The following is an 18424-nucleotide window of genomic DNA, read 5'->3' as shown; positions in this document are numbered from 1 at the left end:
AATGGAGTTCGCTTTTTATATCTGTGGCCTGATAGCCATACTTGCGACCTTGCGAGTGATCACCCATACCAATCCGGTACACGCACTGCTGTACCTGATTATTTCGCTGCTGGCGATTTCCGGGGTGTTCTTCTCACTGGGCGCTTACTTCGCCGGTGCGCTGGAAATAATCGTCTACGCGGGTGCCATTATGGTGCTGTTCGTGTTTGTGGTGATGATGCTCAACCTGGGCGGTTCAGAAATCGAACAGGAACGCCAGTGGCTGAAACCGCAGGTGTGGATTGGTCCGGCAATTTTGTCGGCCATCATGCTGGTGGTGATCGTTTACGCCATCCTCGGTGTTAACGATCAGGGTATCGACGGTACGCCAATCAGTGCTAAAGCAGTGGGTATTACGCTGTTCGGGCCTTACGTACTGGCGGTGGAACTGGCTTCTATGCTGCTGCTGGCTGGTCTGGTTGTGGCCTTCCACGTCGGTCGTGAAGAGCGTGTGGGTGAAGTGCTGAGCAATCGTAAAGACGACAGCGCGAAAAGAAAAACGGAGGAGCACGCATGATCCCCTTACAACATGGACTGATCCTCGCGGCAATCTTATTCGTTCTTGGCTTAACCGGTCTGGTTATCCGTCGCAATCTGCTGTTTATGCTGATTGGCCTGGAAATCATGATTAACGCCTCCGCGCTGGCCTTTGTGGTCGCCGGAAGCTACTGGGGCCAGACCGACGGTCAGGTGATGTACATTCTCGCCATCAGCCTCGCGGCGGCAGAAGCGAGTATCGGCCTTGCGCTGCTGCTGCAACTTCACCGTCGTCGCCAGAACCTGAACATCGATTCAGTAAGTGAGATGCGCGGATGAACATGCTTGCCTTAACCATAATTTTGCCATTGATTGGCTTCGTCCTGCTGGCGTTCTCCCGTGGGCGCTGGTCTGAAAACGTCTCGGCGATCGTCGGCGTTGGCTCTGTGGGCCTGGCGGCGCTGGTAACTGCCTTTATTGGCGTCGACTTCTTCGCTAACGGCGAGCAGGCTTACAGCCAGCCGCTGTGGACGTGGATGTCGGTAGGCGACTTTAACATCGGTTTTAACCTGGTGCTGGACGGTCTGTCGCTGACCATGCTCTCGGTGGTCACCGGTGTGGGTTTCCTTATTCACATGTACGCCTCCTGGTACATGCGCGGTGAAGAGGGCTACTCTCGCTTCTTCGCCTACACCAACCTGTTCATCGCCAGCATGGTGGTTCTGGTTCTCGCCGACAACCTGCTGCTGATGTACCTCGGCTGGGAAGGCGTGGGCCTGTGCTCCTATCTGCTGATCGGTTTCTATTACACCGATCCGAAGAATGGCGCAGCGGCAATGAAAGCGTTTGTCGTGACCCGTGTGGGTGACGTGTTCCTCGCTTTCGCGCTGTTCATTCTCTACAACGAGCTGGGTACGCTGAACTTCCGCGAAATGGTGGAACTGGCGCCTGCGCACTTTGCTGACGGCAATAACATGCTGATGTGGGCGACGCTGATGCTGCTGGGCGGTGCGGTCGGTAAATCTGCGCAGTTGCCGTTGCAGACATGGCTTGCCGACGCGATGGCGGGCCCGACGCCTGTCTCCGCGCTGATCCACGCCGCAACGATGGTAACCGCGGGTGTCTACCTGATCGCCCGTACCCACGGCCTGTTCCTGATGACGCCGGAAATTCTGCATCTGGTGGGCATTGTTGGGGCGGTTACGCTGCTGCTGGCCGGTTTTGCCGCGCTGGTACAGACCGACATCAAACGTGTTCTCGCTTACTCTACCATGAGCCAGATTGGCTACATGTTCCTCGCGCTTGGCGTGCAGGCATGGGATGCGGCGATTTTCCACTTGATGACCCACGCGTTCTTTAAAGCGCTGCTGTTCCTGGCATCCGGTTCCGTCATTCTGGCCTGCCATCACGAACAGAACATCTTCAAGATGGGCGGTCTGCGTAAATCTATTCCGCTGGTTTATCTCTGCTTCCTGGTGGGCGGCGCAGCACTGTCGGCACTGCCGCTGGTCACTGCGGGCTTCTTCAGTAAGGATGAGATCCTCGCGGGTGCGATGGCTAATGGTCATATCAATCTGATGGTGGCAGGTCTGGTCGGTGCGTTTATGACCTCGCTCTACACCTTCCGTATGATTTTCATCGTCTTCCACGGAAAAGAACAAATTCACGCTCACGCCGTGAAAGGGGTAACTCACAGCCTGCCGCTGATTGTGCTGCTGATCCTTTCCACCTTCGTTGGCGCACTGATTGTACCGCCGCTGCAGGGCGTGCTTCCGCAAACGACGGAGCTGGCGCACGGCAGCATGTTGACCCTGGAAATTACCTCTGGCGTGGTCGCGGTGGTCGGCATTCTGCTGGCAGCCTGGCTGTGGCTGGGTAAACGTACTCTGGTGACCTCCATCGCCAACAGTGCGCCGGGCCGCCTGCTGAGTACCTGGTGGTACAACGCCTGGGGCTTTGACTGGCTGTACGACAAAGTGTTCGTCAAGCCGTTCCTGGGTATTGCCTGGTTGCTGAAACGCGATCCGCTGAACTCAATGATGAACATTCCGGCGGTTCTTTCCCGCTTTGCAGGTAAAGGTCTGCTGTTAAGCGAGAACGGCTACCTGCGCTGGTATGTGGCATCCATGAGTATCGGTGCGGTCGTGGTGCTGGCACTGTTGATGGTACTGCGTTGAGTTAAGGATTGTGGGCTTGCCCGTGGGCATATAAGAACGTAGGTCGGATAAGCCATCTTCGCGGCGCATCCGACACTACAACCACAATCCGAAGAGAATTTTCTGTCGTGAGAATTCGTTGAAAATCCGGTCCTGACGGGACTTTTACAAGGAATAAAGATCGCCATGTTACTACCCTGGCTAATATTAATTCCCTTTATTGGCGGCTTCCTGTGCTGGCAGACCGAACGCTTTGGCGTCAAGGTGCCGCGCTGGGTAGCGCTGATCACCATGGGATTGACGCTGGCGCTGTCGCTGCAACTGTGGTTGCAGGGCGGTTATTCACTGACGCAATCCGCCGGAATTCCGCAGTGGCAGTCTGAATTCGACATGCCGTGGATCCCGCGTTTTGGTATCTCTATTCATCTCGCCATCGACGGTCTGTCGCTGCTGATGGTCGTGCTGACCGGTTTGCTCGGCGTGCTGGCCGTACTCTGTTCGTGGAACGAGATCGAAAAATATCAGGGCTTCTTCCACCTCAACCTGATGTGGATCCTGGGCGGCGTTATCGGCGTGTTCCTTGCCATCGACATGTTCCTGTTCTTCTTCTTCTGGGAAATGATGTTGGTGCCGATGTACTTCCTGATCGCACTGTGGGGGCATAAAGCTTCTGACGGTAAAACGCGTATCACGGCGGCAACCAAGTTCTTCATTTATACCCAGGCGAGTGGTCTGGTGATGTTGATCGCCATCCTGGCGCTGGTTTTTGTTCACTACAATGCGACTGGCGTCTGGACCTTCAACTATGAAGAGCTGCTGAATACGCCGATGTCTAACGGCGTGGAATACCTGCTGATGCTGGGCTTCTTCATCGCCTTCGCGGTGAAAATGCCGGTGGTTCCGCTGCATGGCTGGCTGCCAGATGCGCACTCCCAGGCACCGACCGCTGGTTCCGTGGACCTCGCAGGGATCTTGCTGAAAACCGCCGCTTACGGTCTGCTGCGTTTCTCCCTGCCGCTGTTCCCGAACGCGTCGGCAGAGTTTGCACCAATCGCTATGTGGCTGGGGGTTATCGGCATCTTCTACGGTGCGTGGATGGCCTTCGCCCAGACCGATATCAAACGTCTGATCGCCTACACCTCGGTTTCCCACATGGGCTTCGTGCTGATTGCTATCTACACCGGCAGCCAGTTGGCCTACCAGGGCGCGGTAATCCAGATGATTGCGCACGGCTTGTCGGCGGCGGGTCTGTTTATTCTCTGCGGTCAGCTTTATGAACGTATCCATACCCGCGACATGCGCATGATGGGCGGTCTGTGGAGCAAGATGAAATGGCTGCCAGCACTGTCGCTGTTCTTTGCGGTGGCAACGCTTGGGATGCCTGGCACCGGTAACTTCGTCGGCGAATTTATGATTCTGTTCGGCAGCTTCCAGGTTGTCCCGGTGATTACCGTTATCTCTACCTTTGGGCTGGTCTTTGCATCTGTTTATTCGCTGGCGATGTTGCATCGCGCTTACTTCGGTAAAGCGAAAAGCGAGATTGCCAGCCAGGAACTGCCAGGGATGTCGCTGCGTGAGCTGTTTATGATCCTGTTGCTGGTGGTGCTGCTGGTACTGCTGGGCTTCTATCCGCAGCCGATTCTGGATACCTCGCACTCCGCGATTGGCAATATCCAGCAGTGGTTTGTTAATTCCGTTACTACTACAAGGCCGTAAATCGCCATGACAATAACTCCACAAAACCTGATCGCACTGCTACCGTTGCTGATCGTCGGCTTGACGGTGGTGGTTGTGATGCTCTCCATTGCGTGGCGACGCAATCATTTCCTCAACGCTACGCTCTCGGTTATTGGGCTTAACGCGGCGCTGGTTTCGCTCTGGTTTGTCGGCCAGGCGGGCGCTATGGACGTTACGCCGCTGATGCGCGTTGATGGTTTCGCCATGCTTTACACCGGGCTGGTATTGTTGGCGAGCCTCGCCACCTGTACTTTCGCCTACCCGTGGCTTGAAGGCTATAACGACAACAAGGACGAGTTCTACCTGTTGGTGTTAATTGCCGCCCTGGGCGGGATCCTGCTGGCGAATGCCAACCATCTGGCGTCTTTGTTCCTCGGTATCGAACTGATCTCTTTGCCGCTGTTTGGCCTGGTCGGTTACGCTTTCCGCCAGAAACGTTCGCTGGAAGCCAGTATCAAATACACCATTCTTTCTGCCGCAGCGTCTTCTTTCCTGCTGTTCGGTATGGCGCTGGTGTATGCGCAGTCTGGCGACCTGTCGTTTGTCGCGCTGGGTAAAAACCTCGGCGACGGTATGCTCAACGAGCCGCTGTTGCTGGCAGGTTTCGGCCTGATAATTGTTGGCCTCGGCTTCAAACTCTCTCTGGTGCCGTTCCACCTGTGGACGCCAGACGTATACCAGGGCGCGCCTGCGCCGGTTTCCACTTTCCTGGCGACGGCGAGTAAAATCGCTATCTTCGGTGTGGTGATGCGTCTGTTCCTCTACGCACCGGTGGGTGACAGCGAAGCGATTCGCGTGGTGCTGGCGATTATCGCCTTTGCTTCCATCATCTTCGGTAACCTGATGGCGCTGAGCCAGACCAACATCAAACGTCTGCTCGGTTACTCGTCTATCTCTCACCTCGGCTATCTGCTGGTGGCGCTGATTGCGCTGCAAACCGGCGAGATGTCGATGGAAGCGGTAGGGGTTTACCTCGCCGGTTATCTGTTCAGCAGCCTCGGCGCGTTCGGTGTGGTCAGCCTGATGTCCAGCCCGTATCGTGGCCCGGATGCTGATTCCCTGTTCTCTTACCGCGGACTGTTCTGGCATCGTCCGATCCTCGCGGCGGTGATGACGGTGATGATGCTGTCTCTGGCCGGTATCCCGATGACGCTGGGCTTTATCGGTAAGTTCTACGTGCTGGCGGTCGGTGTCCAGGCACACTTGTGGTGGCTGGTGGGTGCCGTGGTTGTTGGTTCGGCAATCGGCCTCTACTACTACCTGCGTGTGGCGGTGAGCCTGTATCTTCACGCCCCGGAACAACCGGGTCGCGATGCACCATCAAACTGGCAGTACAGCGCAGGCGGTATCGTGGTGCTGATCTCTGCACTGCTGGTTCTGGTGCTGGGTGTATGGCCACAACCGTTGATTAGTATTGTGCGTTTGGCAATGCCGCTGATGTAAGCAGTCAGTTCGTAAGTCAGAAAGCCGCCGACATGTTCGGCGGTTTTTTTATGGTGCCTTTGACACCATCACCCAACAATAACCGTCAGCGCATGATTCCCTTGCCGCAGCATACGTCGATACGCACTAATCAGCTTTTCCATATCAAGCATGATCGAAGCAAAGAGTTGCCCCTCTAACTCTTCTGAAAAGGTCACTCCCGGATAAATCTCCATTTCATTGAGTCGCTGAATGGAAAACTGTTTACGCAGCTCACTTCGATCCAGAGCTTCCAGTCGGTCGATTGTCGCGGCTAACTCCTGATTCCAGGTCAATCCCAGGAAACCATCTATGCCATCTTCGAGGCTGTGTTCACCAAGCACTGCGCGACTTAGCGGGTCATTCTTCGCGGGGTCAAATGCAGATGTACCCGTCAGGCCAAAATGTAAAAAATCCCAGCGTTTATCAATATCCAGACGGCGTAAACCTGAAAGCGTGTCATGTATATTATCCATCAAAGGTTTTTCAGTAGACTCAAGCAGTTGGTTAATTTTTTCTGAGTCAATTTCTGCAAAATAGCCAATCATTCCCATTTGTTTTTCCTCCGTTGAATTTAATTTTTCGCATCTTAAAACAGACGAGGGAAAATAAAATGTGCATGTTGCTTTTTCTGGATCCTCCTCGAGAAATTTTTATTATTTACTGTTTTGCAACAAGGTTATAATGCCATCCACCACCTGAGCCATTTTCTGATAATTGAGTCTGTCTGCGGTATCACCGGGCAAGTGGTATTGTTTATTACGATAAAAAGCGGTGTCAGTAATCATTACGGCGGGAATATCGTGTTGCCAATAATTTAGGTGGTCGGAGAAATCGATACCGGGAATAAAACCAGGCGCATTAATAGAATAAACAGGCAACTCTGTTGCTGATAACAACGCAGATTTTACCTGACGCACAGCGCTGATATCCTGCACTCTGCCGACGACAGCAATATAATCACCACGGTCGGGATAAAGCCAGAACATTGCAGAGTAAGGGTAATCCTGACTTCCGGGTGCGGAGTCGTAATAACCAATCATCTCCAGCGCTATCATTAATTTCACCGGACGCTCAAGCGAAGCGGCGTGTACCGCGCTCCCCATTTCATCGCTACGAAAGAAGGGCGGTTCTTCCGACGCATAGGCGACCAGTTGCACACCTATTTTCGGCGCTTGCTGCTGTAACAAACGTGCCAGTTCGAGTAATCCTGCCACGCCGCTGGCGTTATCATCCGCGCCCGGCGTATAGGTTAATTGATCGTTTTCGTAACTGCTGGCAGAGTCATAGTGCGCACCAATAATAATCTGCGGTCCATCGGCAGGACCATAATCAGCAACAATGTTTTTGTAGGGGCCACCAGTAATGGGGACGTCCTGCACGGTAACTCTGGCACCGCTACTGACAAAGACCTCTTTTATATACTCTGCGGATCTATTCAGATTATCAATATTGTCGGCACTACGTGGATGCACAGTTTGTGTAAAATAGCGAACTGTTTTTTCTAATTGCTCGGGACTTGCGTGCTGGGGCGTTGGCGGTAATGCATTGACCCAGGGTTGATAAAAAACAATCAGAGGAAGTGAAAGCAGGAATAATATAAAAAAAGAAAAAGTTATTTTTTTCATATGCAAATTATTAATAGGTTTCGTTGTTGAATCATTATTTGTTATGGGTTTCGAGATTGTATTTTATTAAGGTTGGTCGGATTATACAAAGAGTCTATTTTATGTCTGGTGGCTGAGTTTATTTAAAAGGATTTTATATGCGAAATAAAAATATAATCATGTTGCTTATTAGTAGTTTGATTTTGTCAGGATGTGGGCCGGAATCTGATGATAAGGAAAGTCAGCAACAACAATCTACTACACCCACAGACCAACAAGTACTTGCTGCGCAACAAGCGGCAACAAAAGTGGCGGAGCAAAGAGCCGCCGCCGCTAAAGCCGCTGCAGACGCGAAAGCAAAAACCTTAGCCCAGCATGAAGCGCAACAATCCTCAGACAAACAGGCTTTGCAGGGGCGATTGCAGGAAGCGCCAACATTTGAAAGAGCAGCTAAAGCAAAAGCTACACGTATTGCAAATCCAGGAACAGCTCGCTACCAGCAGTTCGATGATAATCCGGTTAAGCAGGTAGCGCAAAACCCGTTGGCGACGTTTAGCCTTGACGTCGACACCGGCAGCTATGCAAATGTACGGCGTTTCCTCAATCAAGGGCAGTTGCCTCCGCCAGATGCAGTGCGGGTGGAGGAGATGGTGAATTATTTCCCGTCTGACTGGAATATCAAAGACAAACAATCTATTCCCGCCACTAAGCCAATACCTTTCGCTATGCGCTACGAACTGGCACCTGCACCCTGGAATGAGCAGCGAACATTGCTGAAAGTTGATATCCTGGCGAAAGATCGCAAAAGTGAAGAGTTACCAGCTTCTAATCTGGTCTTTCTTATCGACACTTCTGGTTCAATGATTTCTGATGAACGTTTGCCACTTATTCAGTCTTCGTTGAAATTATTGGTCAAAGAACTTCGTGAGCAGGATAACATTGCCATCGTGACCTACGCTGGCGACTCCCGTATTGCGTTGCCTTCTACCTCAGGGAATCACAAGTCAGAAATTAATGCCGCGATTGATTCGCTGGATGCGGAAGGCAGTACCAATGGCGGTGCCGGGCTGGAACTGGCTTATCATCAGGCGGCGAAGGGGTTTATTAAGGGCGGCATCAATCGCATTTTATTGGCCACTGACGGTGACTTTAACGTTGGCATTGACGATCCAAAATCGATTGAATCAATGGTCAAAAAACAGCGGGAGTCCGGTGTTACTCTTTCGACGCTTGGCGTGGGGGATGACAATTACAACGAGGCAATGATGGTGCGAATTGCCGATGTTGGTAACGGCAACTACAGCTACATTGATACCCTCTCTGAAGCGCAGAAAGTGTTGAACAGTGAAATGCGGCAGACGTTGATTACCGTAGCAAAAGATGTCAAAGCGCAAATAGAGTTTAACCCCGCGTGGGTAACGGAATACCGTCAGATTGGTTATGAAAAGCGCCAACTTCGGGCGGAGGATTTTAATAACGACAACGTTGATGCGGGGGATATTGGCGCAGGTAAACATATAACGTTGTTATTCGAATTAACGCTGAGTGGGCAAAAAGCATCAATTGATAAGCTACGCTATGCCCCGGATAACAAATCAGCGAAATCAGATAAAGCGAAAGAACTGGCCTGGTTAAAGATTCGTTGGAAATACCCGCAGGGAAAAGAAAGTCAGTTAGTTGAATTCCCGTTGGCACCCACAATAAACGCACCTTCAGAAGATATGCGTTTTCGCGCAGCAGTCGCTGCGTTTGGGCAAAAATTGCGCGGTTCTGAATACCTGAATAAAACATCCTGGCAGCAGATCGAACAGTGGGCGCGGCAAGCGAAAGGACCGGATCAACAAGGCTACAGAGCGGAATTTATTCGCCTGATTGGGCTGGCGGAAGGTCTGGACAATTCACAAAACTAAAAATGATAAATCTGTTTGCCGGATATCGACATCAAGCGTATTCGGCAAACAGATGAAAAATACGTCAAATAAGTGCGTTGGCATCATTAAATTAATCTGCCAACTAGCCACCGCTTTCGACTTAAATGCTAAACACCGCGAAATCGCTCGCCAGTTCAGTTGCCGGGAAAATCGTCCGGCACTCGTGTAACAAGTGCTGACAGCCTTTATCATCATAGCGCGAACTAACATGGGTAATGATTAGCTTACCGACACCAGCTTCACGGGCCAGTGCCGCCGCCTGGCGTGTGGAGCTGTGGCCGCGACTGTTGGCTTTGGCCTCCATCGCCAAATCCAGAGTCGCTTCGTGAACCATTATGTCGACACCTTTAGCCAGCGCCAGCGCGGCATCGCAAGGACCAGTATCGCCGAAAATGGCGATCGCTTTACCTGGTGTAGGCGCGGCTAAGTAATCAGCGCCGTTAATCTGCCGACCGTCTTCCAGTGTGACAGTTTTTCCGGCTTTCAAATCCTGAAACAATGGGCCTGGCGGTACGCCTGCGGCCTTTAATGCCTGGGCATTCAGCGCACCAGGCTTATCATGTTCTTCTACGCGATAGCCGTAACATTCCAGCGGATGTTCCATCGGATATGCCGTTACCTTTCGCAGGCCATCATCAAGAATTTCGCCTGCGCTAATTTCAATAATCTCCAGTGGATAATCGGTCCACGAGCCACTAATGCGTAACGCTGTCTCAACAAATTCACGGATACCTTTCGGACCATAAATGGTTAAGGGTTGCACAATGCCTGACATGGAACGACTGCACAGCAAACCGGGCAGACCGAAAAGATGATCGCCATGAAGATGGCTAATAAAAATCCTGTCCAGTTTGCCGGGATTAAACACCGTGTGCAGCATTTGGTGTTGAGTGCCTTCGCCACAGTCAAATAACCAAAGTCCGGCCTGGGTCGGATGTTGCAGATTAAGCAATACTGCTGTGACATTACGTGTCCGGGTCGGAACACCTGCCGAAGTGCCTAAAAAAATTAATTCCATGAGATCATCACGCTGCTGAAAATATTCCGGCTAGTATAAAGCAAACAGCACAAAGGAGCCTTCCATGATCGACTGGCAAGATCTTCATCACTCTGAATTATCGGTTTCTCAGCTTTATGCCTTATTACAACTGCGTTGTGCAGTGTTTGTAGTGGAACAAAACTGTCCTTACCAGGATATCGATGGTGACGATCTGGAGGGAGAAAATCGCCACATTCTCGGTTGGCATAACGGGACACTGGTGGCGTATGCGAGGATTCTGAAAAGTGACGATGAACTGCAACCCGTCGTGATTGGTCGGGTGATTGTCAGCGAGGACTTACGCGGCGAAAAAATCGGTCAGCAATTGATGAGTAAGGCGCTGGAATCGTGTACTCGCCACTGGCCGGAGAAGCCGATTTATCTGGGAGCGCAGGCGCACTTACAAAACTTTTATGGGCAATTTGGTTTCATCCCTGTGACCGACATTTACGAGGAAGATGGTATTCCGCATATCGGAATGGCGCGCGAAGTCGTTCAGGCGTAATCGATAACCGTTGTCTATAGTTAGTGGCAGGTTTTAAGCAAATGGAGAACGAGAATGTCTAATCAATTTGGTGATACACGCATCGATGACGACCTGACGTTGCTGAGTGAAACACTTGAAGAGGTACTACGTTCCTCTGGCGATCCCGCCGATCAGAAATATGTTGAGCTAAAGGCGCGAGCAGAGAAGGCGCTGGATGATGTGAAAAAAAGGGTCAGTCAGGCTTCAGACAGCTATTACTATCGGGCGAAGCAAGCGGTTTATCGTGCCGACGACTACGTTCATGAAAAACCGTGGCAGGGGATTGGCGTTGGCGCTGCGGTTGGTTTGGTATTAGGACTGTTGCTGGCACGCCGTTAAAACCTCCCTACACTGGGGTACTGCATTTTTTTTGCAGTACCCCGTATAATGTGAGGCTTTTAACAGGGAGAGGTCCGCGTGCAATCACTTACTACGGCGCTGGAAAATCTATTGCGCCATCTGTCGCAAGAGTTTCCAGCGACGCCCGGCATTCGGGTTTTTGACATTCCTTTCCCATTAAATGACGCCTTTGATGCCTTAAGCTGGCTGGCCAGCCAGAAAATGTATCCGCAATTTTACTGGCAACAACGCAATGGTGATGAAGAGGCTGCCGTGCTGGGTACAATAGCCAGCTTTTCGTCGCTGGCACAGGCGCAGCGTTTTCTCCGACAACACCCGGATCACACCGACTTACGTATCTGGGGGCTGAATGCGTTTGACCCTTCTCAGGGCAATTTACTCCTCCCGCGGTTGGAATGGCGACGCTGTGCAGGCAAAGCGACCCTTCGACTGACCCTTTTCAGCGAAAACTCCCTTCAGCAAGACGCACATCAGGCAAAGGAATACATTGCTGCTCTGGCAAACATTAAACCGTTGCCAGCTCTGCATTTAACCATCACCCAAGAAAATCACTGGCCGGACAAACCAGGTTGGACGGGGTTAATTAAACTGGCGACCGATACCATTGCTGAAGGCGAACTGGATAAAGTGGTGTTGGCGCGGGCGACCGACCTGCATTTCTCCGATTCAGTTAACGCGGCGGCAATGATGGCTGCCAGCCGTCGGTTGAACCTGAACTGCTACCATTTCTACATGGCCTTTGATGGCGAAAGCGCGTTCCTGGGTTCATCTCCTGAGCGGCTATGGCGGCGGCGAGACAAAGCTCTGCGTACCGAAGCTCTGGCGGGAACGGTAGCGAATCATCCTGATAATAAACAGGCGCAGCAGTTGGGTGAGTGGCTTATGGCAGATGATAAAAACCAGCGCGAGAACATGCTGGTGGTGGAGGATATCTGCCAACGATTGCAGGCTGATACCCAGACGCTGGATGTGTTACCGCCGCAGGTACTGCGTCTGCGTAAAGTGCAGCATCTGCGTCGCTGTATCTGGACCTCGCTTAATACGGCAGATGATGTGGTTTGTCTGCATCAGTTGCAGCCAACGGCAGCGGTGGCAGGTTTACCGCGCGAATTGGCGCGGCAGTTCATCGCCCGGCACGAACCGTTTACCCGTGAATGGTATGCGGGTTCTGCGGGCTATCTCTCATTACAACAAAGCGAATTCTGCGTTTCCCTGCGCTCGGCGAAAATCAGTGGCAATGTGGTGCGATTGTATGCCGGAGCGGGTATTGTCCGAGGCTCAGACCCCGAACTGGAGTGGCAGGAAATCGACAACAAAGCGGCAGGACTGCGCACTTTATTACAATTGGAATAGTAATGAGTCGCATCATTACCGATTCATATCAATAATCTATTTTTGTAGCTCCTTATACTTAGCCGCAATATTGATACCGGACAAACTCATGTCAGTAAGCGCATTTAACCGACGCTGGGCGGCGGTCATTCTGGAAGCATTAACACGTCACGGCGTCAGACACGTCTGCATCGCCCCTGGCTCTCGTTCTACGCCATTAACTCTGGCGGCGGCGGAAAATTCCGCATTCATTCATCACACTCATTTTGATGAGCGTGGGCTGGGGCATCTGGCGCTGGGGCTGGCGAAGGTCAGCAAACAGCCGGTGGCGGTGATAGTGACTTCCGGCACGGCGGTAGCGAATCTCTATCCGGCACTGATTGAAGCTGGGTTAACCGGAGAAAAACTGATCCTGTTAACCGCCGATCGTCCTCCGGAACTGATTGACTGCGGCGCGAATCAGGCAATTCGTCAGCCGGGTATGTTCGCCTCTCATCCTACGCATAGCATTTCACTACCGCGCCCGACTCAGGATATTCCCGCCCGTTGGCTGGTTTCTACTATCGACCACGCTTTAGGCACGCTGCATGCGGGTGGAGTCCATATCAACTGCCCGTTTGCCGAACCGCTTTATGGCGAGATGGACGATACCGGACTTAGCTGGCAACAACGTCTTGGCGACTGGTGGCAGGGCGACAAACCGTGGCTGCGTGAAGGGCCTCGTCTTGAGAGCGAAAAACAGCGCGACTGGTTCTTCTGGCGGCAAAAGCGCGGCGTGGTTGTTGCAGGGCGCATGAGTGCGGAAGAGGGCAAAAAAGTTGCACTGTGGGCGCAAACTCTTGGCTGGCCGCTGATTGGCGACGTGCTGTCGCAAACCGGGCAGCCGCTGCCGTGTGCCGATCTCTGGTTAGGCAATGCCAAAGCGGTGAGTGAGTTACAGCAGGCGCAGATTGTCGTGCAATTGGGGAGCAGCCTGACTGGCAAACGGTTACTGCAATGGCAGGCGAGTTGTGAGCCAGAAGAGTACTGGATTGTTGATAACATCGAAGGGCAGCTTGACCCGGCACACCACCGTGGACGTCGACTGGTCGCCAATATTGCCGACTGGCTGGAGTTGCATCCGGCTGAAAAACGCCAGCCCTGGTGCGTGGAGATCCCGCGTCTGGCTGAACAGGCGATGCAGGCAGTTGTTGCCCGTCGCGATGCGTTTGGCGAAGCCCAACTGGCGCATCGCATCAGCGACTATTTGCCTGAACAGGGGCAACTGTTTGTCGGTAACAGCCTGGTCGTGCGTTTGATCGATGCTCTCTCGCAACTTCCGGCAGGTTATCCGGTATATAGCAACCGTGGGGCCAGCGGAATTGATGGGCTGCTCTCTACCGCCGCAGGCGTTCAGCGGGCGAGTGGTAAACCGACGCTGGCGATTGTGGGTGATCTCTCAGCTCTTTACGATCTCAACGCGCTGGCGCTATTGCGTCAGGTTTCCGCGCCGCTGGTATTAATTGTGGTGAACAACAACGGCGGGCAAATTTTCTCGCTGTTGCCGACGCCGAAAAGCGAGCGCGAGCGTTTCTATCTGATGCCGCAAAACGTCCATTTTGAGCACGCTGCCGCGATGTTTGACCTGAAATATCATCGTCCGCAAAACTGGCAGGAACTTGAAACGGCGCTTGCTGACGCCTGGCGCACTCCAACCACCACGGTAATTGAAATGGTGGTTAACGACACCGATGGTGCGCAAACCCTCCAGCAACTGCTGGCGCAGGTAAGCCATTTATGATCCTGCACGCGCAGGCAAAACACGGCAAACCAGGTTTACCCTGGCTGGTGTTTTTGCACGGTTTTTCCGGCGATTGCCATGAATGGCAAAAAGTGGGCGAGGCGTTTGCCGACTACTCGCGGTTGTATGTTGATCTCCCAGGTCACGGCGGTTCGGCGGCAATTAGCGTCGATGGATTTGATGATGTCACCGACGTACTGCGTAAAACCCTTGTTAGTTACAACATCCTTAACTTCTGGCTGGTGGGGTACTCGCTCGGCGGACGGGTGGCGATGATGGCGGCTTGTCAGGGGATGGCGGGGCTGAGTGGGGTAGTTGTCGAAGGTGGGCATCCCGGGCTGCAAAATGCTGAACAACGCACGGAACGTCAGCTTTCCGATCATCGCTGGGCGCAGCGTTTTCGCACAGAACCATTAACGGCGGTGTTTACCGACTGGTACCAACAGCCTGTTTTTGCCTCGCTCAATGATGATCAACGCCGGGAGCTGGTGGCGCTGCGCAGCAACAATAACGGCGCAACCCTTGCCGCGATGCTGGAGGCCACTTCTCTCGCCGTCCAGCCTGATTTACGTGCTAACCTTAGCGCCCGCACATTTGCGTTTTATTATTTATGTGGTGAACGTGACAGCAAATTCCGCGCTCTGGCGGCGGAACTGGCTGCCGACTGCCATGTCATTCCTCGCGCCGGACATAACGCGCATCGGGAAAATCCCGCTGGCGTAATCGCAAGTCTGGCGCAGATCTTGCGTTTCTGACTAAAGGACACAATATGATTTATCCTGATGAAGCAATGCTTTACGCACCGGTTGAATGGCACGACTGCTCCGAAGGTTTCGAGGACATTCGTTATGAAAAATCCACCGACGGTATCGCAAAAATCACCATTAATCGTCCGCAGGTGCGCAATGCCTTCCGTCCTCTGACGGTAAAAGAGATGATCCAGGCGCTGGCAGATGCCCGTTATGACGACAACATCGGCGTGATCATTCTGACTGGCGCGGGCGATAAAGCGTTCTGCTCCGGCGGTGACCAGAAAGTACGTGGCGACTACGGCGGCTATAAAGATGATTCCGGCGTACATCACCTCAACGTACTGGACTTCCAGCGTCAGATCCGTACCTGCCCGAAACCGGTCGTCGCGATGGTGGCTGGCTACTCCATCGGCGGCGGTCATGTTCTGCACATGATGTGCGACCTGACTATCGCGGCAGATAATGCCATCTTCGGTCAGACTGGCCCGAAAGTCGGTTCCTTCGACGGCGGCTGGGGAGCTTCCTATATGGCTCGCATCGTCGGGCAGAAAAAAGCGCGTGAAATCTGGTTCCTGTGCCGTCAGTACGACGCAAAACAGGCGCTGGATATGGGGCTGGTTAACACCGTTGTACCTCTGGCCGATCTGGAAAAAGAAACCGTCCGCTGGTGCCGCGAAATGCTGCAAAACAGCCCGATGGCGCTGCGTTGCCTGAAAGCTGCACTGAACGCCGACTGTGACGGTCAGGCGGGGCTGCAAGAGCTGGCGGGTAACGCCACCATGCTGTTCTACATGACGGAAGAAGGTCAGGAAGGTCGTAACGCTTTCAACCAGAAACGTCAGCCTGATTTCAGCAAATTTAAACGGAATCCGTAATGCGTAGCGCGCAGGTATACCGCTGGCAGATCCCCATGGACGCGGGGGTGGTTCTGCGCGACAGGCGGTTAAAAACCCGCGACGGGCTGTACGTTTGCCTGCGCGACGGCGAGCGCGAAGGGTGGGGAGAGATCTCCCCACTGCCGGGCTTCAGTCAGGAAACCTGGGAAGAGGCACAAAGTGTGCTGCTTGCCTGGGTAAATGGCTGGTTGGCAGGTGATTGCGAGCTACCACAGATGCCTTCCGTCGCCTTTGGCGTGAGCTGCGCGCTGGCTGAACTGGCAGATACGCTCCCGCAGGCGGCCAATTACCGTGCTGCGCCGCTGTGTAATGGCGATCCAGACGATCTGATCCTCAAACTTGCCGATATGCCTGGCGAGAAAGTGGCGAAGGTCAAAGTGGGATTGTACGAAGCCGTGCGCGACGGCATGGTGGTCAATCTTTTGCTGGAGGCTATTCCGGATCTGCATTTGCGTCTTGACGCGAACCGCGCCTGGACGCCGCTGAAAGGCCAGCAGTTTGCCAAATACGTTAACCCGGATTATCGCCACCGTATCGCTTTTCTTGAAGAGCCGTGCAAAACCCGCGATGATTCGCGAGCCTTTGCCCGTGAAACCGGCATTGCCATTGCCTGGGATGAAAGCCTGCGCGAGCCGGATTTTGCCTTTGTGGCGGAAGAGGGCGTGCGCGCGGTAGTTATCAAACCCACGCTCACGGGCAGCCTGGAGAAAGTGCGCGAGCAGGTGCAGGCCGCGCACGCACTGGGGCTGACGGCGGTGATCAGTTCTTCCATCGAGTCGAGCTTAGGCTTAACGCAACTGGCGCGGATTGCGGCCTGGTTAACGCCAGAGACCATTCCGGGGCTGGATACGCTGGATCTGATGCAGGCGCAGCAGGTTCGTCGCTGGCCGGGTAGCCCACTGCCATTAGTGGAAGTTGATGCACTGGAGCGGCTGTTATGATCTTCTCTGACTGGCCGTGGCGTCACTGGCGGCAGGTGCGGGGAGAAGCCATCGCTTTACGTCTTAATGACGAGCAACTCAACTGGTGCGAGCTTTGTGCTCGCGTCGATGAGTTAGCCTCAGGCTTTGCGGCGCAGGGTGTGGTTGCAGGCAGCGGCGTAATGTTGCGGGCGTGGAATACGCCACAAACGTTGCTCGCCTGGCTGGCGTTACTGCAATGCGGGGCGCGTGTGCTGCCCGTGAATCCACAACTGCCGCAACCGTTGCTTGAAGAATTGCTGCCAAATCTCACTCTGCAATTTGCGCTGGTGCCGGAAGGGGAAAACACGTTTCCGGCATTAACGTCGCTGCATATTCAGCTGGTTGAAGGTGTACATGCCGCTGTGTGGCAGCCGACACGTCTGTGCTCAATGACATTGACCTCCGGCTCCACTGGCTTGCCAAAAGCCGCTGTTCATACTTATCAGGCCCATCTTGCCAGCGCCGAAGGGGTGTTATCGCTAATTCCATTTGGCGAGCACGATGACTGGCTGCTCTCTTTGCCGCTGTTTCACGTCTCCGGTCAGGGAATTATGTGGCGCTGGTTATACGCTGGTGCGCGGATGACGGTACGCGATAAACAACCGCTGGAGCAAATGCTGGCAGGTTGTACTCACGCATCGTTGGTGCCGACGCAGCTCTGGCGTTTGCTGGTTAACCGTAGTTCAGTTTCCCTGAAAGCGGTGTTGCTTGGTGGCGCAGCGATCCCGGTCGAGTTGACGGAACAGGCGCGCGAGCAGGGGATTCGCTGCTTTTGTGGCTATGGTCTGACGGAGTTCGCTTCCACGGTTTGCGCGAAAGAAGCGGACGGCCTGGCTGACGTCGGTTCGCCGCTGCCCGGTCGGGAAGTGAAAATCGTTAACGATGAAGTGTGGCTGCGGGCTGCCAGTATGGCAGAAGGTTACTGGCGTAACGGGCAACTGGTGCCGCTGGTGAATGACGAAGGCTGGTACGCCACGCGCGATCGCGGTGAGATGCATAATGGCAAGCTGACCATTGTCGGACGTTTAGACAATCTGTTCTTCAGTGGTGGCGAAGGCATTCAGCCAGAAGAAGTCGAACGTGTGATTGCCGCACATCCTGCGGTTTTGCAGGTGTTTATCGTCCCCGTTGCCGACCACGAGTTTGGTCATCGTCCGGTAGCAGTGGTGGAGTATGACCAGCAAAGCGTTGATCTTAGCGAATGGGTGAAAGATAAGCTGGCCCGTTTTCAACAACCGGTGCGTTGGCTAACGCTGCCGCCTGAACTGAAAAACGGCGGCATTAAGATTTCACGTCAGGCGCTAAAAGAGTGGGTGCAACGTCTGCAATAATTAACCATCCGTTTCACTTCTCATTTTTACCATTCCAT

At 53.4% G+C, this 18424-nt stretch carries 17 protein-coding genes; 14 read left to right on the top strand and 3 right to left on the bottom strand.

Annotation, left to right across the window (positions count from 1 at the left end; all coding sequences use genetic code 11):
* Nucleotide 1: 1 nt before the first annotated feature.
* The 5 genes from nuoJ (at nucleotide 2) to nuoN (ending at nucleotide 5852) form a co-directional block, all read left to right on the top strand.
* Nucleotides 2–556, top strand: a complete 555-nt coding sequence (gene nuoJ, locus FEM44_RS01580; protein WP_089582614.1) for an NADH-quinone oxidoreductase subunit J — start codon at nucleotides 2–4, stop codon at nucleotides 554–556.
* Nucleotides 553–855, top strand: a complete 303-nt coding sequence (gene nuoK, locus FEM44_RS01575; RefSeq protein WP_000612644.1) for an NADH-quinone oxidoreductase subunit NuoK — start codon at nucleotides 553–555, stop codon at nucleotides 853–855. Before nuoJ ends, nuoK begins: the two co-directional genes overlap by 4 nt.
* On the top strand, nucleotides 852–2693 hold the full coding sequence (gene nuoL, locus FEM44_RS01570; protein WP_135521764.1) for an NADH-quinone oxidoreductase subunit L: 1842 nt from the start codon (nucleotides 852–854) through the stop codon (nucleotides 2691–2693). The genes nuoK and nuoL overlap by 4 nt, the downstream gene beginning before the upstream one ends.
* Nucleotides 2694–2858: 165 nt before the next feature.
* Nucleotides 2859–4388: an NADH-quinone oxidoreductase subunit M gene (gene nuoM, locus FEM44_RS01565; protein ID WP_135521766.1), complete on the top strand. Its 1530-nt coding sequence runs from the start codon at nucleotides 2859–2861 to the stop codon at nucleotides 4386–4388.
* Nucleotides 4389–4394: 6 nt separating this feature from the next.
* Complete coding sequence (gene nuoN / locus FEM44_RS01560) at nucleotides 4395–5852, top strand: NADH-quinone oxidoreductase subunit NuoN (protein WP_135521768.1); 1458 nt, start codon at nucleotides 4395–4397, stop codon at nucleotides 5850–5852.
* A 68-nt stretch (nucleotides 5853–5920) separates the two neighbouring features.
* On the opposite strand, the gene FEM44_RS01555 is transcribed toward nuoN, so the two are convergent.
* Nucleotides 5921–6424 carry a YfbM family protein gene (locus FEM44_RS01555; protein ID WP_131162037.1) on the bottom strand — a complete coding sequence of 168 codons (504 nt, stop codon included), beginning with the start codon at nucleotides 6422–6424 and terminating at the stop codon, nucleotides 5921–5923.
* 102 nt (nucleotides 6425–6526) lie between these two features.
* Complete coding sequence (locus tag FEM44_RS01550) at nucleotides 6527–7498, bottom strand: M28 family metallopeptidase (protein WP_135521770.1); 972 nt, start codon at nucleotides 7496–7498, stop codon at nucleotides 6527–6529.
* Between the two features lie 137 nt (nucleotides 7499–7635).
* Between FEM44_RS01550 and FEM44_RS01545 the strand changes: the two genes are divergently transcribed.
* Nucleotides 7636–9387: a vWA domain-containing protein gene (locus tag FEM44_RS01545; protein WP_135521772.1), complete on the top strand. Its 1752-nt coding sequence runs from the start codon at nucleotides 7636–7638 to the stop codon at nucleotides 9385–9387.
* A 121-nt stretch (nucleotides 9388–9508) separates the two neighbouring features.
* Here FEM44_RS01545 and rbn read toward each other — a convergent pair whose 3' ends face one another.
* Nucleotides 9509–10426: a ribonuclease BN gene (gene rbn / locus FEM44_RS01540; protein WP_135521774.1), complete on the bottom strand. Its 918-nt coding sequence runs from the start codon at nucleotides 10424–10426 to the stop codon at nucleotides 9509–9511.
* Between the two features lie 64 nt (nucleotides 10427–10490).
* Between rbn and FEM44_RS01535 the strand changes: the two genes are divergently transcribed.
* The 8 genes from FEM44_RS01535 to menE all read left to right on the top strand — a co-directional run bounded on the left by FEM44_RS01535 (nucleotide 10491) and on the right by menE (nucleotide 18386).
* Complete coding sequence (locus FEM44_RS01535) at nucleotides 10491–10952, top strand: GNAT family N-acetyltransferase (RefSeq protein ID WP_135521776.1); 462 nt, start codon at nucleotides 10491–10493, stop codon at nucleotides 10950–10952.
* A gap of 54 nt (nucleotides 10953–11006) precedes the next feature.
* Complete coding sequence (gene elaB / locus FEM44_RS01530; protein ID WP_000070621.1) at nucleotides 11007–11312, top strand: stress response protein ElaB; 306 nt, start codon at nucleotides 11007–11009, stop codon at nucleotides 11310–11312.
* Between the two features lie 78 nt (nucleotides 11313–11390).
* Nucleotides 11391–12686: an isochorismate synthase MenF gene (gene menF, locus FEM44_RS01525; protein WP_135521778.1), complete on the top strand. Its 1296-nt coding sequence runs from the start codon at nucleotides 11391–11393 to the stop codon at nucleotides 12684–12686.
* An 88-nt stretch (nucleotides 12687–12774) separates the two neighbouring features.
* Nucleotides 12775–14445, top strand: coding sequence for a 2-succinyl-5-enolpyruvyl-6-hydroxy-3-cyclohexene-1-carboxylic-acid synthase (gene menD, locus FEM44_RS01520; RefSeq protein ID WP_138158848.1), 1671 nt, complete (start codon nucleotides 12775–12777; stop codon nucleotides 14443–14445).
* Nucleotides 14442–15200 carry a 2-succinyl-6-hydroxy-2,4-cyclohexadiene-1-carboxylate synthase gene (menH, locus tag FEM44_RS01515; protein WP_135521780.1) on the top strand — a complete coding sequence of 253 codons (759 nt, stop codon included), beginning with the start codon at nucleotides 14442–14444 and terminating at the stop codon, nucleotides 15198–15200. The genes menD and menH overlap by 4 nt, the downstream gene beginning before the upstream one ends.
* A 14-nt stretch (nucleotides 15201–15214) precedes the next feature.
* Entirely contained in the window at nucleotides 15215–16072 is an 858-nt protein-coding gene (menB, locus tag FEM44_RS01510; RefSeq protein WP_000639996.1) for a 1,4-dihydroxy-2-naphthoyl-CoA synthase, read from the top strand.
* On the top strand, nucleotides 16072–17034 hold the full coding sequence (menC, locus tag FEM44_RS01505) for an o-succinylbenzoate synthase (RefSeq protein WP_135521782.1): 963 nt from the start codon (nucleotides 16072–16074) through the stop codon (nucleotides 17032–17034). The genes menB and menC overlap by 1 nt, the downstream gene beginning before the upstream one ends.
* Nucleotides 17031–18386, top strand: coding sequence for an o-succinylbenzoate--CoA ligase (menE, locus tag FEM44_RS01500; protein WP_135521784.1), 1356 nt, complete (start codon nucleotides 17031–17033; stop codon nucleotides 18384–18386). Before menC ends, menE begins: the two co-directional genes overlap by 4 nt.
* The last annotated feature ends 38 nt before the right edge of the window (nucleotides 18387–18424 follow it).

Source organism: Escherichia sp. E4742 (genome assembly GCF_005843885.1).
Classification (GTDB): Bacteria; Pseudomonadota; Gammaproteobacteria; order Enterobacterales; family Enterobacteriaceae; genus Escherichia.
This window is presented reverse-complemented; position numbering and strand designations above follow the sequence as displayed.

What these genes read in the sequence shown, in the direction of transcription:
- FEM44_RS01550 (WP_135521770.1), bottom strand. Translation starts at nt 7,498, where the DNA reads ATGAAAAAAATAACTTTTTCTTTTTTTATATTATTCCTGCTTTCACTT.
- nuoL (WP_135521764.1), top strand. Translation starts at nt 852, where the DNA reads ATGAACATGCTTGCCTTAACCATAATTTTGCCATTGATTGGCTTCGTC.
- elaB (WP_000070621.1), top strand. Translation starts at nt 11,007, where the DNA reads ATGTCTAATCAATTTGGTGATACACGCATCGATGACGACCTGACGTTG.
- nuoM (WP_135521766.1), top strand. Translation starts at nt 2,859, where the DNA reads ATGTTACTACCCTGGCTAATATTAATTCCCTTTATTGGCGGCTTCCTG.
- nuoK (WP_000612644.1), top strand. Translation starts at nt 553, where the DNA reads ATGATCCCCTTACAACATGGACTGATCCTCGCGGCAATCTTATTCGTT.
- menH (WP_135521780.1), top strand. Translation starts at nt 14,442, where the DNA reads ATGATCCTGCACGCGCAGGCAAAACACGGCAAACCAGGTTTACCCTGG.
- FEM44_RS01545 (WP_135521772.1), top strand. Translation starts at nt 7,636, where the DNA reads ATGCGAAATAAAAATATAATCATGTTGCTTATTAGTAGTTTGATTTTG.
- rbn (WP_135521774.1), bottom strand. Translation starts at nt 10,426, where the DNA reads ATGGAATTAATTTTTTTAGGCACTTCGGCAGGTGTTCCGACCCGGACA.
- FEM44_RS01535 (WP_135521776.1), top strand. Translation starts at nt 10,491, where the DNA reads ATGATCGACTGGCAAGATCTTCATCACTCTGAATTATCGGTTTCTCAG.
- menE (WP_135521784.1), top strand. Translation starts at nt 17,031, where the DNA reads ATGATCTTCTCTGACTGGCCGTGGCGTCACTGGCGGCAGGTGCGGGGA.
- nuoN (WP_135521768.1), top strand. Translation starts at nt 4,395, where the DNA reads ATGACAATAACTCCACAAAACCTGATCGCACTGCTACCGTTGCTGATC.
- menC (WP_135521782.1), top strand. Translation starts at nt 16,072, where the DNA reads ATGCGTAGCGCGCAGGTATACCGCTGGCAGATCCCCATGGACGCGGGG.
- menD (WP_138158848.1), top strand. Translation starts at nt 12,775, where the DNA reads ATGTCAGTAAGCGCATTTAACCGACGCTGGGCGGCGGTCATTCTGGAA.
- FEM44_RS01555 (WP_131162037.1), bottom strand. Translation starts at nt 6,424, where the DNA reads ATGGGAATGATTGGCTATTTTGCAGAAATTGACTCAGAAAAAATTAAC.
- menB (WP_000639996.1), top strand. Translation starts at nt 15,215, where the DNA reads ATGATTTATCCTGATGAAGCAATGCTTTACGCACCGGTTGAATGGCAC.
- nuoJ (WP_089582614.1), top strand. Translation starts at nt 2, where the DNA reads ATGGAGTTCGCTTTTTATATCTGTGGCCTGATAGCCATACTTGCGACC.